This is a genomic window from Macromonas bipunctata, assembly GCF_002837135.1.
Taxonomy (GTDB): Bacteria; Pseudomonadota; Gammaproteobacteria; order Burkholderiales; family Burkholderiaceae_C; genus Macromonas_A; species Macromonas_A bipunctata.
This window is the reverse complement of sequence record NZ_NWBQ01000042.1, coordinates 1-18,611: the sequence shown is the minus strand read 5'-3', so window position 1 is coordinate 18,611 and position 18,611 is coordinate 1. Positions and strand designations below refer to the sequence as shown.

19 protein-coding genes are annotated in these 18,611 nt (G+C 58.7%); 1 reads left to right on the top strand and 18 read right to left on the bottom strand.

Annotated features, from left to right (window positions below; genetic code table 11):
* From CON76_RS06420 to CON76_RS12825, 3 genes are all read right to left on the bottom strand, one after another.
* Nucleotides 1–750, bottom strand: a 750-nt coding sequence (locus tag CON76_RS06420; RefSeq protein ID WP_169929004.1) for a hypothetical protein, incomplete at its 3' end; no start/stop codon positions are given.
* A gap of 64 nt (nt 751–814) precedes the next feature.
* Nucleotides 815–1,963 carry a hypothetical protein gene (locus CON76_RS06415; RefSeq protein WP_145995362.1) on the bottom strand — a complete coding sequence of 383 codons (1,149 nt, stop codon included), beginning with the start codon at nt 1,961–1,963 and terminating at the stop codon, nt 815–817.
* Nucleotides 1,964–1,965: 2 nt separating this feature from the next.
* Entirely contained in the window at nt 1,966–4,893 is a 2,928-nt protein-coding gene (locus tag CON76_RS12825; RefSeq protein WP_145995361.1) for a defense against restriction DarA-related protein, read from the bottom strand.
* Nucleotides 4,894–5,029: 136 nt separating this feature from the next.
* Here CON76_RS12825 and CON76_RS06400 point away from each other — a divergent pair, with 136 nt between their 5' ends.
* On the top strand, nt 5,030–7,951 hold the full coding sequence (locus tag CON76_RS06400; protein WP_101102542.1) for a DNA methyltransferase: 2,922 nt from the start codon (nt 5,030–5,032) through the stop codon (nt 7,949–7,951).
* Between the two features lie 5 nt (nt 7,952–7,956).
* Here CON76_RS06400 and CON76_RS06395 read toward each other — a convergent pair whose 3' ends face one another.
* From CON76_RS06395 to CON76_RS06325, 15 genes are all read right to left on the bottom strand, one after another.
* On the bottom strand, nt 7,957–8,454 hold the full coding sequence (locus CON76_RS06395; RefSeq protein ID WP_101102541.1) for a defense against restriction DarA-related protein: 498 nt from the start codon (nt 8,452–8,454) through the stop codon (nt 7,957–7,959).
* Nucleotides 8,455–8,466: 12 nt separating this feature from the next.
* Complete coding sequence (locus tag CON76_RS06390) at nt 8,467–8,958, bottom strand: hypothetical protein (protein ID WP_101102540.1); 492 nt, start codon at nt 8,956–8,958, stop codon at nt 8,467–8,469.
* Between the two features lie 4 nt (nt 8,959–8,962).
* Complete coding sequence (locus CON76_RS06385; RefSeq protein ID WP_101102539.1) at nt 8,963–9,856, bottom strand: hypothetical protein; 894 nt, start codon at nt 9,854–9,856, stop codon at nt 8,963–8,965.
* On the bottom strand, nt 9,856–10,236 hold the full coding sequence (locus CON76_RS06380; protein ID WP_101102538.1) for a hypothetical protein: 381 nt from the start codon (nt 10,234–10,236) through the stop codon (nt 9,856–9,858). The genes CON76_RS06385 and CON76_RS06380 overlap by 1 nt, the downstream gene beginning before the upstream one ends.
* Nucleotides 10,236–10,757: a hypothetical protein gene (locus tag CON76_RS06375; protein WP_101102537.1), complete on the bottom strand. Its 522-nt coding sequence runs from the start codon at nt 10,755–10,757 to the stop codon at nt 10,236–10,238. The genes CON76_RS06380 and CON76_RS06375 overlap by 1 nt, the downstream gene beginning before the upstream one ends.
* 83 nt (nt 10,758–10,840) lie before the next feature.
* Nucleotides 10,841–11,305, bottom strand: coding sequence for a lysozyme (locus CON76_RS06370; protein WP_101102536.1), 465 nt, complete (start codon nt 11,303–11,305; stop codon nt 10,841–10,843).
* Between the two features lie 70 nt (nt 11,306–11,375).
* On the bottom strand, nt 11,376–11,798 hold the full coding sequence (locus tag CON76_RS06365) for a hypothetical protein (RefSeq protein WP_145995360.1): 423 nt from the start codon (nt 11,796–11,798) through the stop codon (nt 11,376–11,378).
* The gene (locus CON76_RS13085) at nt 11,795–11,935 is read right to left on the bottom strand and encodes a hypothetical protein (protein ID WP_169929003.1); all 141 of its coding nucleotides are present in this window, start codon (nt 11,933–11,935) and stop codon (nt 11,795–11,797) included. The genes CON76_RS06365 and CON76_RS13085 overlap by 4 nt, the downstream gene beginning before the upstream one ends.
* A gap of 85 nt (nt 11,936–12,020) precedes the next feature.
* Nucleotides 12,021–12,773: a hypothetical protein gene (locus CON76_RS06355; RefSeq protein WP_101102533.1), complete on the bottom strand. Its 753-nt coding sequence runs from the start codon at nt 12,771–12,773 to the stop codon at nt 12,021–12,023.
* Nucleotides 12,774–12,852: 79 nt separating this feature from the next.
* Entirely contained in the window at nt 12,853–13,665 is an 813-nt protein-coding gene (locus CON76_RS06350; protein ID WP_101102532.1) for a hypothetical protein, read from the bottom strand.
* Nucleotides 13,666–13,733: 68 nt separating this feature from the next.
* Nucleotides 13,734–14,393: a hypothetical protein gene (locus CON76_RS06345; RefSeq protein WP_145995359.1), complete on the bottom strand. Its 660-nt coding sequence runs from the start codon at nt 14,391–14,393 to the stop codon at nt 13,734–13,736.
* Nucleotides 14,394–14,404: 11 nt separating this feature from the next.
* Nucleotides 14,405–16,051, bottom strand: a complete 1,647-nt coding sequence (locus CON76_RS06340) for a hypothetical protein (RefSeq protein ID WP_101102530.1) — start codon at nt 16,049–16,051, stop codon at nt 14,405–14,407.
* 17 nt (nt 16,052–16,068) lie between these two features.
* A complete protein-coding gene (locus CON76_RS06335) occupies nt 16,069–16,422 on the bottom strand; it encodes a hypothetical protein (RefSeq protein ID WP_145995358.1) in 354 nt (117 codons plus the stop codon).
* A 19-nt stretch (nt 16,423–16,441) separates the two neighbouring features.
* Nucleotides 16,442–18,112 (bottom strand): hypothetical protein, encoded by a 1,671-nt coding sequence (locus CON76_RS06330; RefSeq protein ID WP_101102528.1) that lies wholly within the window; start codon nt 18,110–18,112, stop codon nt 16,442–16,444.
* Nucleotides 18,113–18,362: 250 nt separating this feature from the next.
* Nucleotides 18,363–18,611: transposase (locus tag CON76_RS06325; RefSeq protein ID WP_205758194.1), on the bottom strand; the 249-nt coding region annotated here is incomplete at its 5' end.

Genomic DNA, 18,611 nt, shown 5'->3' with positions numbered 1-18,611 from the left:
GGTAAATGCGATTGCCCTGTCCCTAGCCTCAATCATCAGCTTGCGGGCCAGCGTTTTGTCCTTGTTCAAGGTATCAACAATTGCGTTGACGCGCTTGGCTTCAGTGGTGTATTCCGCCTTTATGCGCTCGGCCTCTTGGGTGTAGGCTTCTTTTTCGTGCGGGTCTCGGGATCGAATCGCTGCCCTCACAGCCTCATTGGCAGAGTCTTGCAGCGATCTCAGGTGCAACGAACCCTGATTCCATGCCGCCCTCAAATCCTGAATTTTCCGGTACAAAACCGGGTCAACATCCTCCAATGTGAGCGCATCAATGCGGGACTGCATGTCGCCAGATTGGGCCAGTGCAGCGGCCAATTCCTCGCGGCGATTGGCCCCAATGCTGCCCAGCGCAATCGCGTTGTCCACCAGCGCGTCGGTGGTGGCCGATGGCTGGATAGCCTTGATGGTTGCCCACGCTTCATCATCCAGTGCGACGGCATGGTTTTTGAAAACGCCAGCTTGCATCTCTTGGTTGTTGATGGTGGCGTGCATCTTCAACAGGCCACCCACGTAGGCCAGTGCCTCATTTTGCTGGTCTGGGGGCAAGTCCACGGCTTGCTTGATGTGCTGTGCCAGCGCATTCATGCCTACCGATGGTGCCATCAAATCGTCCACCAGCGTGCGCCCTGGTCGCCCCAGCAACACCTTGCGAATGGATCGAATCCGCTTGTCCACCGCAATCTTGGCCGATGCCGCCTTGTCAAACGGCACCCGCTCCAGCTGCCCCCGAAGGTGCAAAATGTCACGGCACAGCTCCACGCGGTAGAGGGCGGTTTCAGCCATTCAACCGCTCCTCAAATTCCGCCCAGTGCGTGATGGCGGCGTTTGCAGCGGCCTCGTTGTCGCCCGTCAACAGGTTGACCTCCTCAAGACCGTCTATCGCCCCTTGAATGATGTTGAACATCCCTTCCAGCCCCTGCCCGTCGTTCTTGCCCGCTGCCAAGTCCTGCAACGCCTTGACGTGGGGGTTTTGTTCTTCGGGCTGCTCTTGCTCGCTTGCAAGATCGGCCAGCAGCTTTTGCACCCGCTGCACGTCCTTGCCGTCAATAAAGGCGGTGACGGTTTCGCCCCGTTCTGCGGCCAGTGCAATGCGGTGGCGGCCATCGTTGACATCCAACTGCCCCAGGCTGTTGAACACGATCTCAATCGGTTCTGAGTCTGTGTTGGTTCTGGCAGTGCCGTTGCGCCACGCCTCCAGCTTCTCGGGCTTTCCTGCAAGCGGCTCCCCGCGTGTGCGCTCAATTGCCAGCTTCAACAGACGCGCATCCAACTGCACCGGGGTGTCATAACCGGGGCGGCCTGGTGCCGGTATCCACCTTCCCGCCTGTTCCGCTGCTGCCTTAGCCTGCCCCAGCAATCCCTGCAAATCGCCCGCTGTGCGGCCTTGCAATGCGCTTGCCGGGTTCAAGACCTTGTAAAGCTCCTCGCCCCGGTAGTCCTTGCGGTAGGTGTCGGCGTACTCATTGCCCACCAGCGCCATTTCAACCTGTTCGGACTTGCTGGCCTGCACCACCACCACGGCACCATTCTTGCGGTTTTCCTCGGCGTAGCTGGCGGCGGCGGTGTCATTGGGGTCGATAGCGGCCCAAAAGCGCCCGGCTACCATCGGCCCGTCCGCCATCGTCTGCGTGCCCACCAGCGGGCGCGGCGCGTTCATCACCACCCAGCCATCCGGTACGTCCATCGGGCGCTCCGCACTCACCATGCTCGGCATGCCCGCTGCAATGGATTGGAAGGTGCCCGTGGCTTGCGGTTCCGGCGCAGCGGCATTGCCACCCAGTCCCAGCTTTTGCCGGATTTCGCGGGTTTCCTTGGCAATCTTCAGTTTGCGCATGGCGGCGGCACCACCAGCCCCCAGTCCATCCGCTTCAACCCGCAATTCTCGCAGGCGCTTGATTAGCTTGAGTCGTTCCAGTGCGTTCACGGTCAAATCCCTTCGGTGGCCTTGGCTTCGGCGTTCATCACCACATCAACTGCACGCTCAAACAGCGCAGCAACTTCAGCGTCATCTTGGTAGCTGGTAAACGCCTGTTCCAGCACGTCCAGGTCAGCGGTAAGTGGGTCTGTGGTGCCGTTGATGATGGCTTGCATCATGGCAATGGCAGTGGCTTTACCGGGGTCTTGCGGGGCAGGTGTTGGCATGGGGTCTGGTGTCGGTTGCGGTGTTGGTGCTTCGGTAGGTGGTGGCGTTGGCTCAGGGTCGTTCTTGCTGGCAAACAAATCGCCCACCTCAATGGCAAACGACCCCTCGCCAAACACCCGATCCATTTCGCGGTTCGCAGCGGCCACAATCTCCTCAAAGCCAATCGGCTCTGGGGCACCAAACATGTCGGCGGTCTGACGGCGCTGGATTTCACCCTTCACAAACGTGGCCATCGCCTTGAATGCCGTGCCCATGCGCTTGCCGCTGCGGTTGTTCTTGGAAATGAACACCGCCATCGCGGCCACCGCCGGGTCAATGTCCGCAAACAACCCCTGTTGCTTGATGAACTCGTCCACCTGCATCCCGGCCTCTTTGGCCTGCTTGAGCACATTGGTGGCCCCCAGAATCGCGTTCACCGCCTGCGCGTTCAACGACGTTTCAATGCTGTCCACTAACTTCTTGCTGGCGGCATCGCTGGCTTCGGTGTCCAGTGCGGCGGCCTGAATGAACTCGGGCGCGGCGAAGTTCAACGCGCTGATGATGTTGGCAATCTCGGGCTTCGCAGCATCAGCGGTCAACTCCAGCAGTCGGTCATCGTTGTACGCCTTCGCAAAAATCGCGGCCTGCACGCGGGCAATCAGCGTGGACGTGGGCTTGCCGTCACTGGTGCTGTATTGGGCGGCCTCAGCGTCCCCCAGCGACTTCAAGAAAGCCGACAGGAAGGGCTGGTTCGCCACGGCAGTCAAGTCCCCGTTGTCCGTCATCAGCGCGATCATGTCGTCCGTCAGGCGGCGCGCATCGGCTCGGGCCTTCTCGGTGGCGGTCATGGCCAGCTTGTCGTCTTGGTTCGCCTCCACCGCAAACGCGGCGCGGTCAATCTGGCTGGTGCGCACCCGCACCAACACGGGCTTGCGCATCGCCTTCACCTTGTTGACCGACAAACCGAAGTATTCCGCCTCAGATTCCAGCCAGTCCCGGTACTCAGCGGCCTTGCCGTGGGCGTAGGCCAGCACAATCGCCATCGTGCGCCCGTTGCCGGACTCCACAATGCCATCTGGCCCCACAATCGGTGCCCCGGTATCAGCCCGGCGTGTGCTGCCCAGCTGTTCCGGGTCAAGGTTGCCAGCGGTCTTGATTACCCACGCCCGCGACGTGTCACGGCCCCGGTCACGCGGTTGCAGCTCGGGTGGGAAAGCCGGATTGGGCGTGCCCGATTCCGCATCGTGGCTCGTAATCAGCGTATCGGCCTCCACCACGGTAAAGCCCGTTACCACCTCGTTGCCCTTGGCGGTTTTCACCTTGCTTTCGCGGCCTTCGGGGGTTAAGCCATCTGGCAAGCCGCCAACCGCCGGGTCTGGTTGCACAGTTGCTACTTCATTGAGGTCGATGGGGTTGCCGTTGATGTCCCATGCTTCAAGAATTTCGATGTTGACACCACTAGAGTCCCCTCCTATACTGTCCATCAAGGAGTTGGCAGAGTAACCGTTGAGTAAGTCCGGCGAACCTTCTCCCACAGAGGCCATGCTCGGTTTTTCCGGCATGGCTTCTTTTTTTGCCGAATCAAGCACATATTCATCTGATCGCAAGTGGTAAAACATAGCGCCATCTGACCTGACCCCAACCTTGATGACAGCTTTTACAGTTGATCCCGATGGCAATTTCTGCAAGGCTTGAAATTTACGGAACGCATAAAAATCACCTTTTCTGTCTTTCGAGAGTGGTTCATCCTCGTATTCAGTTGCAGATCGAAGAATCTGAGGAATGAACGGGATGGTTTCAGCAAGCAGGGGTCGATTTCCAGCCCATCCACGCAACTCTCCGCCACCCTTGCCAGTCATCAGGACATTGCCAGCAACCGTTTTAACGTAAGTCCCTTGGAGCTTTTCCTTGTAAATAGACATTGATGCCTTGAAAGTATCTCCTTCAAATTTTGAAATTGTCTCATTCCAAATATCTGTTGCTGCCGCCCCATCAATTTTGTTTTCTAAAAAATCTCTGCCCATAGCCACAACAACATCGCCTTTCTTGTTGTCGGCCTTCGCAATCGCCCGATCCTCCGCTGCCAACTTGGCCACCTCCAAGTCCTTTTGGGCTTGCGTCAATTCCAATTCCAGCGCGGCCACTTCCTCCTTCAAGCCCTCGATCTTTTTCATGCGCTCGGCCCGCTTGCCATTGGCCCGCTGGAATGCCGCGCTGTTTTTCTCCGCCAGCTTCATGATGCGCCGTGCCACTTCGCGGATGTTCAATTCCTTGCCGCGCTCAGGTGCCACCACAATCGTCACGTCCAGCTTATTGAGCATCCATTTCCAAGAAATCATTTCATCGTTCGCGCCGATGCTCTTGGGTTTGGTGTCCGGGTTGTGGAAATACACCGACAGATTCTGCCCGTCCGACAGCGAGAAAATCGCCGACACGTTGGCCACGCCCCGCGCTGAAAACGGCTCAGAGATCGTCATATCCAGCGGCTTGACCGTGGCGCTGAAATGCTGCATGGCCCCCTTGAGCATCTCCATCATGCGGGGCAGGCGCGCAAACGGCGTGGTCATGGCATCAAACAGCAGCACGCCGTCCGAATCCTCCAAAATGTCCGTCATGCTCACCGCATCCAGCAGCAGGTTGCCGGAGTCTGTCCGTCGCAAGTCGTACAACACCCGGTCTAATGTCTGGCCATAGGGCTGTGCGTCAGCGTTCCAATGCACACGTTTGAGCATGGTTTCAGTCTTTCCTGTGGGTAAATTCTCAGATGCGGCCATCCTAGTTTGCCCGCGCATGGAAATTGTTGAGATTTTCCGCTGCTGTTTTTCGCTGAAAATGCGTTCACACACACCACTTCAGCACCGCACACCTATGGCCACCCGTCACACGCTCAATTCGGGCAAAAAAACCACCCCATCAGCCGCCACCGTCGTGGACTGGCCCACCATACGCCAGCAGCTACGCGCCTTCGTTGAGCACTACCAGCACGCCAACTACGAACGTGGACAAGCGCAGGCGTACTGGAACGCCCTGTTTCGCTGCTACAACGTCGGCGAACCCACGCTGGCCAAAGCATTTGAGTACCGGCTGAAACTGAACAAAAAGAACAACTACATTGATGCCTTTATTCCCGGCAAACTGATCGTGGAACACAAAGGCAGCCACGTTGACCTCAGCAGCGCAATCGAACAATTGCAGGGCTACTACAGCCTGCTGCCTCCCAGCGAACAGCCGCGTTACGCCGTGCTGTGCAACTTCCAGAAAATCCGGCTCTACGACTTCAGCAACCTGCTCAAGCCCGTCATCACCGAATGCGCCATCCATGAACTGCCTGAAAAGGCCGAACTGTTCAAATTCCTGCTGCCCGACGAAACCGAAACCGGCTTTCTGGAGCAACCCAGCGTCGATGTCAAAGCCTCACAGGCCATTGCAGAATTGCACAAAGTGCTCGATGGTGACGGCTACCAAGGCCGCGACTTGGAAGCGTTTCTCACACGCCTGATTTTTTGCTTCTTTGGCGACGACACCGGCATCTTTGGCGAAAACGCCCAGCTCCATCGCCTATTGGCCGCTACCCAGCCCGACGGTTCCGACCTAGGCACCGTGCTGGGAAAACTGTTCGAGGTACTCAACACCCCAACAGATCGCCGCTCAAAAAACCTGCGCCCTGAACTGGCCGCCTTCGCCTATATCAACGGCCAATTGTTTGCCGACCAACACCGAATGCCCGACTTCAACGCCCAACAGCGTGAAGTCATCTTGGCCTGCTCATCGCTCAACTGGGGCAGCATCAGCCCGGCCATATTTGGCAGCATGTTCCAGGCTGTGCTCGAAGCTGGACGCGAACAAGGCACCAAACGCACCGAAGCCCGGCGCGAACTGGGGGCGCACTACACCAGCGAACGCCACATTCTGCGCGCCATCGAACCCCTGTTCCTCACCCAGCTGCGGGATGACCTGCAACGGGCGGGCCAGAACAAAACCGCGCTGAAAGACCTGCACCAACGCCTGGCCAATTTGCACCTGCTCGACCCAGCCTGCGGTTGCGGCAATTTCTTGGTAGTGGCCTTTCAACAACTGCGGCTGCTGGAAATTGAGATCGCCTACCGACTGCACGGGGATGCCGCCAAAAGCCGTGGCCTGCTGCACATGAGCGACGTACTGCGCGTGCGCGTTCACCAGTTTTACGGCATTGAAATCGACCCCTCCGCCGCCCACATTGCCCGCGTGGCCCTGTGGATCACCGACCACCAAATGAACGTGGTAGCCGCGCAACGCCTGGGGCAAACCCGCCCCAGCGTACCACTGATCGACAGTGCCACCATCGTGCAAGGCAACGCCCTGACGACCGACTGGGCCAGCGTGCTGCCACCCGCACAATGCAGCTACATCGTGGGCAACCCGCCGTTTGTGGGCTACAGCAACCAAAATGCAGCGCAAAAAGCCGATCTGGCTGCGGTGTGTGCCATCGACCCCGGCATGAAACACGCTGGCGTACTTGACTACGTAGCAGGCTGGTACCTCAAGGCTGCACACTACGCACAAGCCAACCCTGCCATTGCTGTGGCATTTGTTTCAACCAACTCCATTGTGCAAGGCGAGCAAGTGGCCGTGTTGTGGAACCCGATGCTCAACCGATGGGCCATGCACCTTCACTTTGCCCACCGCACCTTCAAATGGAGCAACGATGCCCCCGGTGTAGCAGCGGTGCATTGCGTCATCATTGGCTTTGCCCCACGCCCATGTGCCACACCACGCATTTTTGACTACAGCGACAACATTGCGGGCGACCCTACCGAAATCAGCGCCCAGCAACTCAACCCATACCTTGTAGATGCGCCCACGGTGTTTATCGACAAGCGCCGCAAGCCATTGTGCGCAGGCGTACTCGATATGGTCAAAGGTAGTCAACCCACCGATGGCGGGCATTTGCTGCTGTCGCCAGAGGAAGCGCAAACCATCCGCACCAACGACCCCATAGCGGCCAAATACATCCGCCGCTTTCTGGGTGCCGACGAATTCATCAACAACCTGCCACGTTACTGTCTGTGGTTGAAAGACAGCACCGCTGCCGACCGCAAGGCATCGCCCGAAATCCAGCGCCGCATGGAAGCTGTCAAGGCCATGCGAGAAGCCAGCCCAAAAATACCAACCCAAAAACTCGCTACCACCCCGTACCTGTTTGGCGAAATTCGGCAGACCAGCAACCGCTATCTGCTTATTCCTCGGCATTCGTCGGAGAACCGCCCATTTCTTCCAATCGGTTATCTGGATCATGAGATCATTTGCGGCGATGCCAACATGATGCTGCCCGATGCCAGCCTCTACGACTTCGGCATCCTGTGCTCCACCATGCACAACGCCTGGATGCGCACCGTTTGCGGTCGCTTGAAAAGCGACTACCGCTACTCCAACACCATCGTTTACAACAATTTTGCTTGGCCCCAAAACCCCAGCGCCAAACAACATCAGACCATCGAGGCCGCCGCACAGGCCATCCTCGACGCACGCGCGGCAGAAGAACAACGCTGCGCCGATGCGGGGCAACCCTGCTCACTCGCCACCCTGTACGCCCCCGGCAACATGCCTGCCGACCTGCTCAAAGCCCACCAACGGCTCGACAAAGCCGTGGACGCGGCCTATGGCTACAAAGGCGGCAAAGACGATGCCAGCCGCGTTGCCTTCCTCTTTCAACGCTACAACACCCTCACCAGCCCCCTGCCACTGGCCACAGAACCCCCTGAAGGCATCAAAACCAAACCTGCACGCAAGCCCCGCAAGCCAGCGGCATAGTCCATTCAGGCCGCAGCAGGTGTCAGACTGGCAATCTCGTCGCGCACGGCCTGAATCGCCTCTTTCAGCGAATCGCGTTTTTCCATCAACACCTGCTCCATTTTGGGGGCCGCAGTGCGGATGCCAGCGGGTAACTTCACCTTTGCTGCCACCAGCGCCTTTTCAAACTTGGCGCGACCTGCATTCATGGCCCCGACAATCTCAGCCACAGCAGCGGCGTGATCGTCCTGGTTCTTGATGGGGATCACCTTGCCGTTGAGCAACACCTGGTAAATGTCGCCCGACTGCTTCACACGCAACGTCACCTGTTGCGAATCCACGAACGTGATAAACACCTCGCGGTAGCTGATACCGGCGGTGCGTTTGGTGGAAGTGCCCACTTCAGGCGAACCGGCCACCACGGCCCCAGCTTTGGTGAACTGTTTGACGACCTGCTTCAGCGCCTTGTCTTTGGCGCTGCCCAGTTCCTCGAACGTGAAAATGAAATTGCTTGCGGTTGCCATGATGGTGTGTCCTCAATTGGAAGGGGGGGAAGTGTCGGCAGGGCCGGGCAAAACGCCGCCGTGGATATGCGTATCGCCCACGTTGACCCCGTTGTGCGTCAGAGAATCGCTCTCAATCAAGACGCTGCCCGCCTTGATCGTGACGCTGCCACCAGCCTGAATCACGATGTTGGTATCGGCGCTCAATTCGATGTTCTTGTGGTGCCAGCGCCGCCAATCTCCTGAATTGCCAGCGCGCGGGTTGCGGTAGCCCGTGATAACCGGGTATCGTGGATCGCCACCAATAAAGGCCACCCACACCGTATCACCGGGCCAAATTTCAATCTCAGTCGTGTAATTGCCCAGGCGCGACTTGTCGCCAATCGGGTACTCAATTTCCGCCTCTGGCATCACGTCACCGCCATCGGTCAGGCCGGGTATTTCAATGCGACAGGTGCGCTTTTGCCAGTCATACGATACCACCACGGCGGGGTATCGGCCCGGCATCAAACCGTACTCATTCATGCGCCTATTCCTCCAATGACGACAGCCACAGGCGGCTGTACGTGTTGACACCAGCACCATCGGTGCCCGACTGAAACACATGGGCCGCCGTCACCACCAGTAACTTGTCACCACCGGCAAACTGCACCACGTCACCTGCTGCCAGCTTCGCATTCAAGGCAATCTTGGACACCTTGCGGTGTACCAACACCCGCGTCATGTTGCGCAACTTCAACTCGTTTTTGTGGGGGGCAAAGCGCACCGTGCGAGGCTTGTCCCGGTTGCCGTACACCAGCGTGGCATCGTCGCGGATGCTGAAGAACGTCGGGACTTCGTGGCGCTCCAAAAAGCCACTGTCCGTATCGTCGCTGGCATTGCCAGGCAGGTTCATCACCGGCTTTTGGTCGAAAAAGTCCTGCAACCGCAGGAACTGCAAGCGGCCATTTTTCCAGCGCACAGCCCCGCCTTCCTCTTGCAACACCCGTGCAATTTGGTAGGAAGGCGTATCGCCCGCCAGGCAGTAGAAACGCTGCACCGGAAAGTCGGCATCCACCGCCCGCAAAGACGCGCCAGCGGCCCGGTAAAGGCCCGACAAAGGGGTGTTTTCCTTGATGATGGCCCGCGCCCGTACAAACGTGACTTGATGGCAGGCATCCAACAGCGCGGTAATGCGCATGGTGGCGTTTTCCCGCTGCCCTTGCGCCGCCCGTCCTGACGCACGCACGGACTTGATGATCCGCATCACGTCCCCATTGGCCAGTGCGATAGTCTTGTCGGTGGCCAGCCGCGCCTCCATATCGGCGTCCAGGCGTATCTCGGCTTCAAGCGTAGCAGGCACTGGGGCAAGGTCATAGCGCACCACCGCCGATACCACCAAATCACCCCGAAGCGGGCGCCCGTTGTCCAAAATCAGCAGCATCAGACGGTCACAATCGGCATGCAAAACGCCCGGTGCGGCAACTCGGCTTCCATCTGGGTAATCTCGGCGGCCACCTCGCTGGAAGACCGCCCAAACACGTCGGCCCCCATCACCCTTGTAGCCTCAAGCTGCAACGCGGTTTCACGCTCCACGTACAGCAGGAACAGGGGCCGGATGATGGCCCATTCCGACACCGTGACATCGGTGTGCCCGTCAATCTCAGGCTCAGGCACCGTGCCATCGTGTGCCACCAGATGGGCGTAACCGGCGTACTGGCGCGTTGCTGCCACGGCTTGCGCCAACACGCTGGAATCGTCCAGCAAGTTGCCCGCAAGCCGTTCGCTGCCCGTGAAAATCGTGGCCAGCTCAGACAGCAGCATCAGCGGTAGTCGGTGGAGTTGCCTTGCACCACTTCACCGAAGTAATGGAAGAACATCGTGCCGCTGAAAATCAGGATTTGCGAACGGTTTTCAAAATCACGATCCGGGTTGTCAAACTGGATAAAGCAGTCCTGAATGCGTTTGTAACGCAGGTACTTTTGCGGGGTACCTTCGTAGATTTTGGCGTTGAAAGTCGCGCCACCGTTGGCATACACGCCACCACGGGTAATCAAGTCCACCATCATCTGATCGACGGTGCCAGCAATGGTTTCCATCAGGGAAACTTGGCCTTGCTGGTTGAACTTGATTTGTTGCGGCTGGAACATTGCAGCGCCCAGCGGGGTCGGAATTTCGATCTCACCGGCAGGCGACAACTCAGGCCACGGGCACTGTTTGGCCAGAAGGTAATTGCGTTCAAAGCCCTCGATTTGGAGGGTAAAGTCGCTGTTAACGACTTTGGCGCCCAGTGCCTTGGTGTCTTCGTAAAAGCCCTTCATGTAGGCGGAATTGGATACGGTCATGGTGTCCTGAAAAGGTTGGTTATTGACGATCCAACTTTAGGAATCCACGACCGCCAAATCAGGCCGTTTTTCCGCCTACGGACTCAAGCCAGCCCCAGACACTGATCGCGCTCTTTCTTGCGCCGGATGGTCAAGCCACGCAAGGTTTTGCCCGCTTGCTTGTCCCACATCAAAATCGCGTCGCAAGCCCCCGTATAGTCACCCGCATTCAAGCGTTTGGCCACGGTCGATCTGCAAAATGCACCAGGCCCAATGTTGTAGGTCAGCGACACAAACGCCGAAAATTCATGCGGGTGCATCGGCACCGGGGCGCACCGTTTGACGGCTTGCTCGAATGTGCCAGCGTCTTCCAACAGCCGCACCAATGCCCGCTCTGGGGTAATGGTGTCGCCTGCCTTGACGCCTTTTGTCGTGCCGAAGCCGATGGTCTGCACATCATTGGGCGTGGGCAGATACGCCTTTTGGCTGTAACCCTCGTGCAGCGCAATACCCACCAGCGTAGCAGCCGACAGGAACAGCGAGGAAATGGCAACGCGGGGGTGTTTCATAGCTTAGGAAAGAAAAGCAGCCACCAGGGCAAACGCATCATGTGGGGGAGAATGAAAATCATGGGCATGGTTACGCCTTTTTGGTTTGGGCCAGAACATTCTGGAACGGTTGCAGCGGCGCAGCAATGCAAGAATCACAGCGGCGCTGGTAATGCTCCACCTTCGCCTCAAGCCGGACAATGTGCGTTTTCAGGTCGGCGTTTTCCAGCGTCAGGTTGCGCACCGTTTCGTGCATCTCATTCATTTCCTTGTGCATGCGGAAAATTTCCTGACGTGACTCACGCAACTCATCGGTCAATTCGCGCACCTGACGCACCAGCGCCGTTTCCTTTTTGATGTCCATTTCATGCTCGGCCACCCGTTCCTCGGTATTGGCCTTGCGCCAGTGGGCAATAAACGCACCAGCGGCGGCGGTAATCGCAGCGGAACCCGCCACCCAGGCCGGGACACCTTGCACAGATGCCCCCAGCAAACCTACAACTTCCTCAATCATTTCGATAACCCTTTTGTGAGTACGCCAATGGCGCGGATAACGTCGTTCAGACGGTTGACAACAGCCACCGCAACCTTGCCATCCGACTCTTTAGAACGCCTCCACCCCTCAAAAGACTTGGAATCAAAGAATTGCATGGCCAGACTCACGGGTACGTCCATTGCCTGCTGGATTGGTGTGTGTGCGTAGATGGCCAGGCTAAAAGCCAGCTCCCCCAGCACATCAGACCATTTCCCGCGCCATTCCCGAGATGCCGGTATGGGCTGGAAATCGTGCTGGCGGCAATGCCACCCCCCCTTGCGGCAACACAATCACGCCAGTGGCCGCCTTGTCGCGGCTGAAGGTGATGCGCAGCAAGTGGTGCAGCTTGTCGCGCCCGTCCTCGTACATGGCGCGCAAGGCGATAAAGTCGCTCTCGGGATAGGCGGCTATCACCTGCATTTTGTCGGCCAGGTAGTTGTCCAATGCGGTGCCGTCTTGCGGCATATCGTCCTTGCCATCGGCCAGCGTCATTTGCAACGCCATCGCGGCCAGAACCCAGTGCAGGTAGCCCGACATCCCGCCTACTTCGCCCTCCGTGCGCTCGATGGACTCGGCCATTGCGCCGGTCAGGTGTCGGACGTGCCACACATCACCGCCCAGCTCGCCCACCTCAACGCTATCAAGTGCAGCGGCTTCGTTGCTGGAACCGTCCAGGTAGTCGCCATAGTGGCCCGCGCCCACGCTGAAATTCGGGCCGTCTTCCAACGTGGAAGCCATGTAGTGGCACATGGCCATGATGCGCTCCTGTACCGTCCATTGGGCTGGGTCGGTGGGGCCAGTGCTTACGGTGTCAACCGCGTGGCGCAAAAAAGCGGTAGCGGATGCCTGTTCCGCGTTGGTGGGCATTGCAGCGATTTGGCACGCTGCACCAATGGACAGTTCCTTGAGTTGAACGGTCAGGCGCTGGGTACGCAACACGGGAAAATGGATCATGTGGCATCAAAGGGAAAAACTTGGATGCCACGATTCTGAAGATGCCCGGCTTGCGTTTTTGGCGGTTTTTCTGCCCGCCTTATTTGAGCGCCGTGGCCCGGCTCTGCCCCGGCACCATTGCAAAAAAGTCCGCCTGATCTATGGCGGTCAGGGTCGATAGCGACATCGTGACGGCCATCTCGGTATAGCGCCCCGTCTTGTCGGTGGGGCCGGACATGGGGTGCGAAATGCTCTCAATCACCATCGGGACGTAGGTGCGCAGCTTGTATTGCATGGCAATGATGGCGGGGGCTTTTGAGGGCAGCAGCGCGTTGACGTAATCGCGCTCCCCCTTGACCGCTTGCACCGCCCGCGCAAGGATGGAGCCATCCGGGGACAGTTCTTGTGGCAGTGCCCAGCGTATCAGGCGCGTGAGTGGCCCCATCACCTCTTGGCGCGAATCGCTCCACGCCCGAAACAGGGCCGTCACTTGGATTTTCACCGGGGGCATGCCCGTAAAAACTTGGGTTGAATTCAGCTTGGTAATGCCGGTGCGTCCTTCAAACTGCTTCAGGAATTCATTGGATTTTTGCTGTGCAGCATTGGCGTCAGGGTCAGTCGCTCCTTCCTTTTTGTTGCCCAAAACAGCATCAACCACCGGCTGTAACGCACCCGATTGAAGCATGGCCAGCAATGCGGGGGCTTTGGATTCCGGGCTTGAATTCTCAAATGGGCTTTGCCAATTCAGCGTCATTTCCAGGCTGGAATCCGTCAGCGGTGCCTTGACAATAGGCTTGTCTGGAACCGGCTCCCATCCGCTACCGTCTTGCGTCTTGCGCACCTCGTAAAACGAGGCAATCAAGTGCGGTGAAAGCCCGTCCCATTTGGAACCGTAAACAATCTGATCGGCCATGCGCTTCTACTCCAAAAAAAAGGGCGCCACGGTTTTCACGCGGCGCCCGTACCGTCAGGCAAGGATGGTCAAAGGCCCATCTTTTTGCGCGCCTGCATGGATTTCATGCGGCGCATCATGGCGCCAGGCGAGTGACTTTTCATGCTGGCCTTGCGGATGGCCAGCTTTTGGCGTGGCGACAATCGCACCGCGCCCACCCGGCGGTTGACCTTCATCTTTTTGCCACCACGCACCACCATCACGCTGCGGTAGGCAGAGTCCATCAACGGCGTTTGATCGCTAAAGACAAAGCTGTCGATACCGTCGTCGCTATCGGCATCGGGCATGCCAGACGCCAGCAACTCACGCACGCGGTCAGCGGCACCATCGTCCCAATCGTTCAACAAGGAACCGGCATCCTCCTCAGACACGCCATAGGACACCATGTAATCCCAGGCGGCGTTAATGGCCAGCGTCAGCAGCTCGTGTTCGTCGTCCGTGATGTCACCGTCCTTGTTGGCATCTACCACGCCAATCAAGTGGGCAAACAGACGATCGCCGTAGCTCTCACCGCCGTCCAAATCGTCGGTTTCGGCCCATTGCTGCACCGCCGCCGCCGCCTTGATGGCCACGTCCTGCATTACGTATTGGTCAGCCCCCATAGGGACGCCACCGGCCCCGCCACCATCGGCAGAATCCAGCTTGCGCTGGGGGGTCAGAACCCCCCGCAGCATTTCAGACATACTCACGGGGAACCTCCTTAGCGGCTCAGGATTTGGTTGACAAACACTTGACGCAGGGTGCCGTCATAGCGCAGCCAGTACGACACGTCCATGCGCTCGTAGGGGCGGGCCGCATTGGGCTTGACCTCGAACTTGAACGCGGCGCCCCCCATTTCCTGTGCGGTGGACGGAATGATCCAGCCAGAGGCTTGCGCACCCTCGAAAAGATCACGCAGGAAGTCCTGCATCTTTTTCACGGCCACGGTCATCGGCAGTTGCAGAATGTCCTTGCCGAACTTGGTCACAGCCTCGTCAATCGACGTGGACATATCGACCACGGCAATCAGCTTTTTGAGGCTCACTTCCACCATAGCGCACGTCAGCGAATCGCGGAAAACATAGCGGCCACCGCCGGTGTAGCTTTCATGCACCACCGGGTTGATTTTCATCTTGGCCAGCAGGTTCAATTCTTGGTCGCTCAGGTCGATCAGCTGGGTAATGCGGCTACGGCGAACCGGCCATTCGCGGCCTGCCACCGGGTAGTTCTTCGGGGCAAAGCCCTTGAGGTTGGTTTGGGCATTGCGGGCGCAAGCGTAGGCGATATTGAGCGTGGCCACACCCAAATGGCCCTTCGGATTTACGCCGGTAGGATCGTCGCATTTCAACGGCGCCCAAAAAGCATGACACAGGTGCGCAGCTTCAGCGGAACCGATATTGATTTGTTCCACAAAGGCTACGGCCTGTTCCACGTTCAACTCACCCGGAATATCAAAGCGCAATTGTCGGTTGGTTTCAAAGGCCAAATCGGCCAGCTGTGCCAACATAGAAGACGATTGTGTGCCACCCGAGGAAATGTAGGCGTATTGCAACGGAGTCTTTTGCAGCTTGACCTTGGCGGCAGCGTAATCGGCAGGGGTGTAGCCCGTGCCACCTTCGCTGAAACACACCAGCACGTTGGATTTGGCCCATTGCGGCTTACCCACGGCGTTGTAACCGTAGAACGGGGCCGTGGTCAAAATCTTGGCGGCGGTGCCAGTAACACCGACCTCAATCTCCACGGAATCCGACATTGCCAGTGCAACATCGGGCAGGTAGATGGAATTGCCCACATCGTCCTTGGCATCGGGCTTGAGCGAACCGTGGAATTCGTGCAGCAGCACGCCGTCTTTGTCGCGGATGCGAACGTGCAGCAGGTCGGTGTCTTGGTTGACACCGCCGACGCGCTTTTCTTCGCTGTGCAGTTCCAGCACAATGCCATCGTTGAAGCAATCCAGGTGGCGCACGGCAATCAGGAACTGGTTGACCGGGAAGTCATCTTCCACGGTGTAAGCCAGCGTGCCGGTGGCGGTATCCATGCGAACCACGGCCCACTTGATGCTGGCGGCAGAGGTGGTCAGGCGTTGCACCACAGCCTCGTAAGCACCGTTGTTCAGGGCTTCAACCACGTGTACCCAGGCTTCATTCAGCAGGTTGACGCGGATTTGCTCGCCCTTGCCCAGTTTCTGGATCACGTTGTTGCGATCGACCACGAAAGGCTTATCAATGCGGCCACGGGTAGCGCGCATCATGATGCCAAAAATCTGATCGGAATTGCTGGAACCGGGCAGCTCGGACTGGTCGCGCAGCGGGTTGAGTTGTACGCCGGATTCGGCACCCAGTTGACGGGTAAAAGACATGGTGGACATGGTGTTTTCTCAGTGGTTTAGGAAGGTTTGACGGTGGTGGATTTGGGTTTGGTAGGCGCTGGGGTGGCATCGGCAACAGACGGCACCAATTCCAGCGTCACGGCCAACGGGTGGCCACTCATGACGGCCATTTGTTCAACGGTAGAGGCCAGCCGCATTAGCTGCTCTCGGTCGCTGAATTCGACTTCTGCCCCTTGCCCGATGTCGTACAGGAACAGCCCCAGTTTTGGGTAGTGCAAGCCGCATGGCATGTGGTTGACCACCTTGAGGCGAAGCGGATATGCCATCTGGCCAAAAGCGTCAGCCACCAGCAAGTTGCAGCCCTTCCCCATTGCTGGAGAGAGGGCGCCCAATTCGACTTTTTCAGCCATTTTTTAGCGCCCTGGTGCATCAATGCAGGTTGTTGATTTGGATCAGCGCAGCACCGCGCGAAGAAGGCTCGTGCGGGTTGACGGCGGTGAAGTTGCGGGCGTAGAAGCCAGCGCCTTGTTTCAGGTCAGCGCCCACGGCCAGCGGGGTCACGGTCGGGGATACCGCGTCGCCCAGAATGAACGGGTTGCGGGTCACGTCGGTGGCGCGGCCAATGCACAGCATTTGGGCGCTGTTGCCGGTTTCTTGCACACCGCGCGGGGTGTAGTAGATTTCGTAACGGCCCAGGTAGCGGCCCAGACGGAAAATGCTGGGGCGCTCTGCTACGCCGGACGGCTCGAACATATCGCGCGGCATGGCCATGAATTGAGCGGCCAAGTCCTTGCCCACGTAGATGTGCGTGACGCCGTGGTTCATGGTGTCAAGTGCCATTTGCTGGCTCACGGCGGACAGGACGCTGCCGAAGTCGCTCCACACCTGATTACGGGTCATGGCGCCGTTGCGGCCCGGCCAGTCAAAATCATAGGCACCCTGATTCGATGCGGCCAAACGGCGGGCCTTGGCCAGCACCTGGTAATGGCGTTCGTTGGCAAACTGTGCCTGAATGGCGATCACGCTCTCGCTGTACGGGTCAAGACCCAGTTCATTGGCCATTTGGGTACGGGCATCAATGCTGGCAAAGGTGTTGACGCGCCACGGTTTGGCGTGCAGCTTGTACGTCTTCACATCGGTGATGATCGTGGGCACATTGGAAGCGTCACGCTCGTAATCAATGAAGCCTTCCACAAACACCGGCACCGTAGCGGGCAGGGCCGGGGTCGAGGTCAGGGCGTAAGCGCCGGTATCGGGGTTGATCGAACCGCCCAGAATGTGCTTGACGCCGGAAATGGTGATGTCGCCGGTAATGGCCGAATTGCCGGTGCCCGTGGCATCCACTTCGCGGCCAGCCAGCACGCCGTTGACGTACACCAGCGAACGGCCACGCAGCAGCTTCAAGGCCGGGGCAGTCGGGTTGCATTCGTCTTCGTTCATCTGCACGGCGGTCAGCTGGCCAGTGATGCCACCCGTACCCGCGTCGGGGAACGACTTATGCACGCGGGCCGAAGTCACGTAGGTGGCGCCCGACAGGTGGCCGTCCATCAAGTCGCCCTGGCTGTAAGCGCCGTAGCTGCTACCGGCGTTGTGGCTCATGATGGCCAGCGCAGCCTCGTTGGAACCAATGTCGGCGGGCAGGTAGTGGGCAAACGGAATGGCATCGCCCATCGCGCTCAGGATGGCCACAATGGCGCGGTTCGGTTGCAGTGCCAGATTGTCCTGGTGCAGCGAAGTGGCCGAATCCAGCGAGTATTTGCGGCGCGCATGGTTGGTGGTCGAGTAGGCGGCATGAATGGCGTGCTGCACCACATCGGCAGGGGCTTCTTCACCGTGCTGTTGTTCGTAGGCGCCAATGCTGTCGAGGATGGTTTTCAGCACCATGCTGCCCTGACCTTCGGGGGCTTCATCCAGCACGTGCTGCAAGCCTTCCGGCACGGTCACGCCCGTGGATTGGTTGGTGGCCACCGAGACAAAATCATCGGCGGATGCCGAGTCAAAGGTGCCGCTCTTGATCGCGTTGTCACGCAGCGAGGTAACGAACTTGTCCACTTCAGCGGTGTCACGCTTGTGGTACTCACGGTTGATGCGCTTGGGCATGGGTCTGTGTCCTGTTGGTTAAGTTGGCATCGGCCACACACGACCGACTAGCCCGGATATTTCACCGCAGTCCACCCCGTCGTCTCTTTTGTCACTTTGATGCCTGAAGAGGGGTCGCTACGGGTCATTGCCGTGAGCCAAAGGCACGCACCCGCGCGCATCGGCCCTGTCAGGACGCAGCGACCCCCACCCCGGCTTGGGTTGCGGGCCAGTTTTGTGTCATCGCGCCGGCCAGGCGCTGTCGCGGCGTTCAGGGCGAGCGCAGCTGGCTCATGGCGTGCGCGAAGATCGGTGCGCTGGGCCAGTGCGAGGCCAAGTACAGCCGGATGCGCCGTGTGTTGCGCGTGACCACTGCAGCCACCTTGAGCAGTCTGATGCGCAGGGTATCGACCTGAGCTGTTGCCAGTGCGGTGCCCTGCAGGGCCAAGGCGCGCAGCCGCTCGATGAGCACGTAACCCAGCGCCGACAGCAGCATGCGCAGTTGGTTGGAGTGCAACAC

What these genes read in the sequence shown, in the direction of transcription:
- CON76_RS12825 (WP_145995361.1), bottom strand. Translation starts at nt 4,893, where the DNA reads ATGCTCAAACGTGTGCATTGGAACGCTGACGCACAGCCCTATGGCCAG.
- CON76_RS06400 (WP_101102542.1), top strand. Translation starts at nt 5,030, where the DNA reads ATGGCCACCCGTCACACGCTCAATTCGGGCAAAAAAACCACCCCATCA.
- CON76_RS06395 (WP_101102541.1), bottom strand. Translation starts at nt 8,454, where the DNA reads ATGGCAACCGCAAGCAATTTCATTTTCACGTTCGAGGAACTGGGCAGC.
- CON76_RS06390 (WP_101102540.1), bottom strand. Translation starts at nt 8,958, where the DNA reads ATGAATGAGTACGGTTTGATGCCGGGCCGATACCCCGCCGTGGTGGTA.
- CON76_RS06385 (WP_101102539.1), bottom strand. Translation starts at nt 9,856, where the DNA reads ATGCTGCTGATTTTGGACAACGGGCGCCCGCTTCGGGGTGATTTGGTG.
- CON76_RS06380 (WP_101102538.1), bottom strand. Translation starts at nt 10,236, where the DNA reads ATGCTGCTGTCTGAGCTGGCCACGATTTTCACGGGCAGCGAACGGCTT.
- CON76_RS06375 (WP_101102537.1), bottom strand. Translation starts at nt 10,757, where the DNA reads ATGACCGTATCCAATTCCGCCTACATGAAGGGCTTTTACGAAGACACC.
- CON76_RS06370 (WP_101102536.1), bottom strand. Translation starts at nt 11,305, where the DNA reads ATGAAACACCCCCGCGTTGCCATTTCCTCGCTGTTCCTGTCGGCTGCT.
- CON76_RS06365 (WP_145995360.1), bottom strand. Translation starts at nt 11,798, where the DNA reads ATGATTGAGGAAGTTGTAGGTTTGCTGGGGGCATCTGTGCAAGGTGTC.
- CON76_RS13085 (WP_169929003.1), bottom strand. Translation starts at nt 11,935, where the DNA reads ATGCAATTCTTTGATTCCAAGTCTTTTGAGGGGTGGAGGCGTTCTAAA.
- CON76_RS06355 (WP_101102533.1), bottom strand. Translation starts at nt 12,773, where the DNA reads ATGATCCATTTTCCCGTGTTGCGTACCCAGCGCCTGACCGTTCAACTC.
- CON76_RS06350 (WP_101102532.1), bottom strand. Translation starts at nt 13,665, where the DNA reads ATGGCCGATCAGATTGTTTACGGTTCCAAATGGGACGGGCTTTCACCG.
- CON76_RS06340 (WP_101102530.1), bottom strand. Translation starts at nt 16,051, where the DNA reads ATGTCCACCATGTCTTTTACCCGTCAACTGGGTGCCGAATCCGGCGTA.
- CON76_RS06335 (WP_145995358.1), bottom strand. Translation starts at nt 16,422, where the DNA reads ATGGCTGAAAAAGTCGAATTGGGCGCCCTCTCTCCAGCAATGGGGAAG.
- CON76_RS06330 (WP_101102528.1), bottom strand. Translation starts at nt 18,112, where the DNA reads ATGCCCAAGCGCATCAACCGTGAGTACCACAAGCGTGACACCGCTGAA.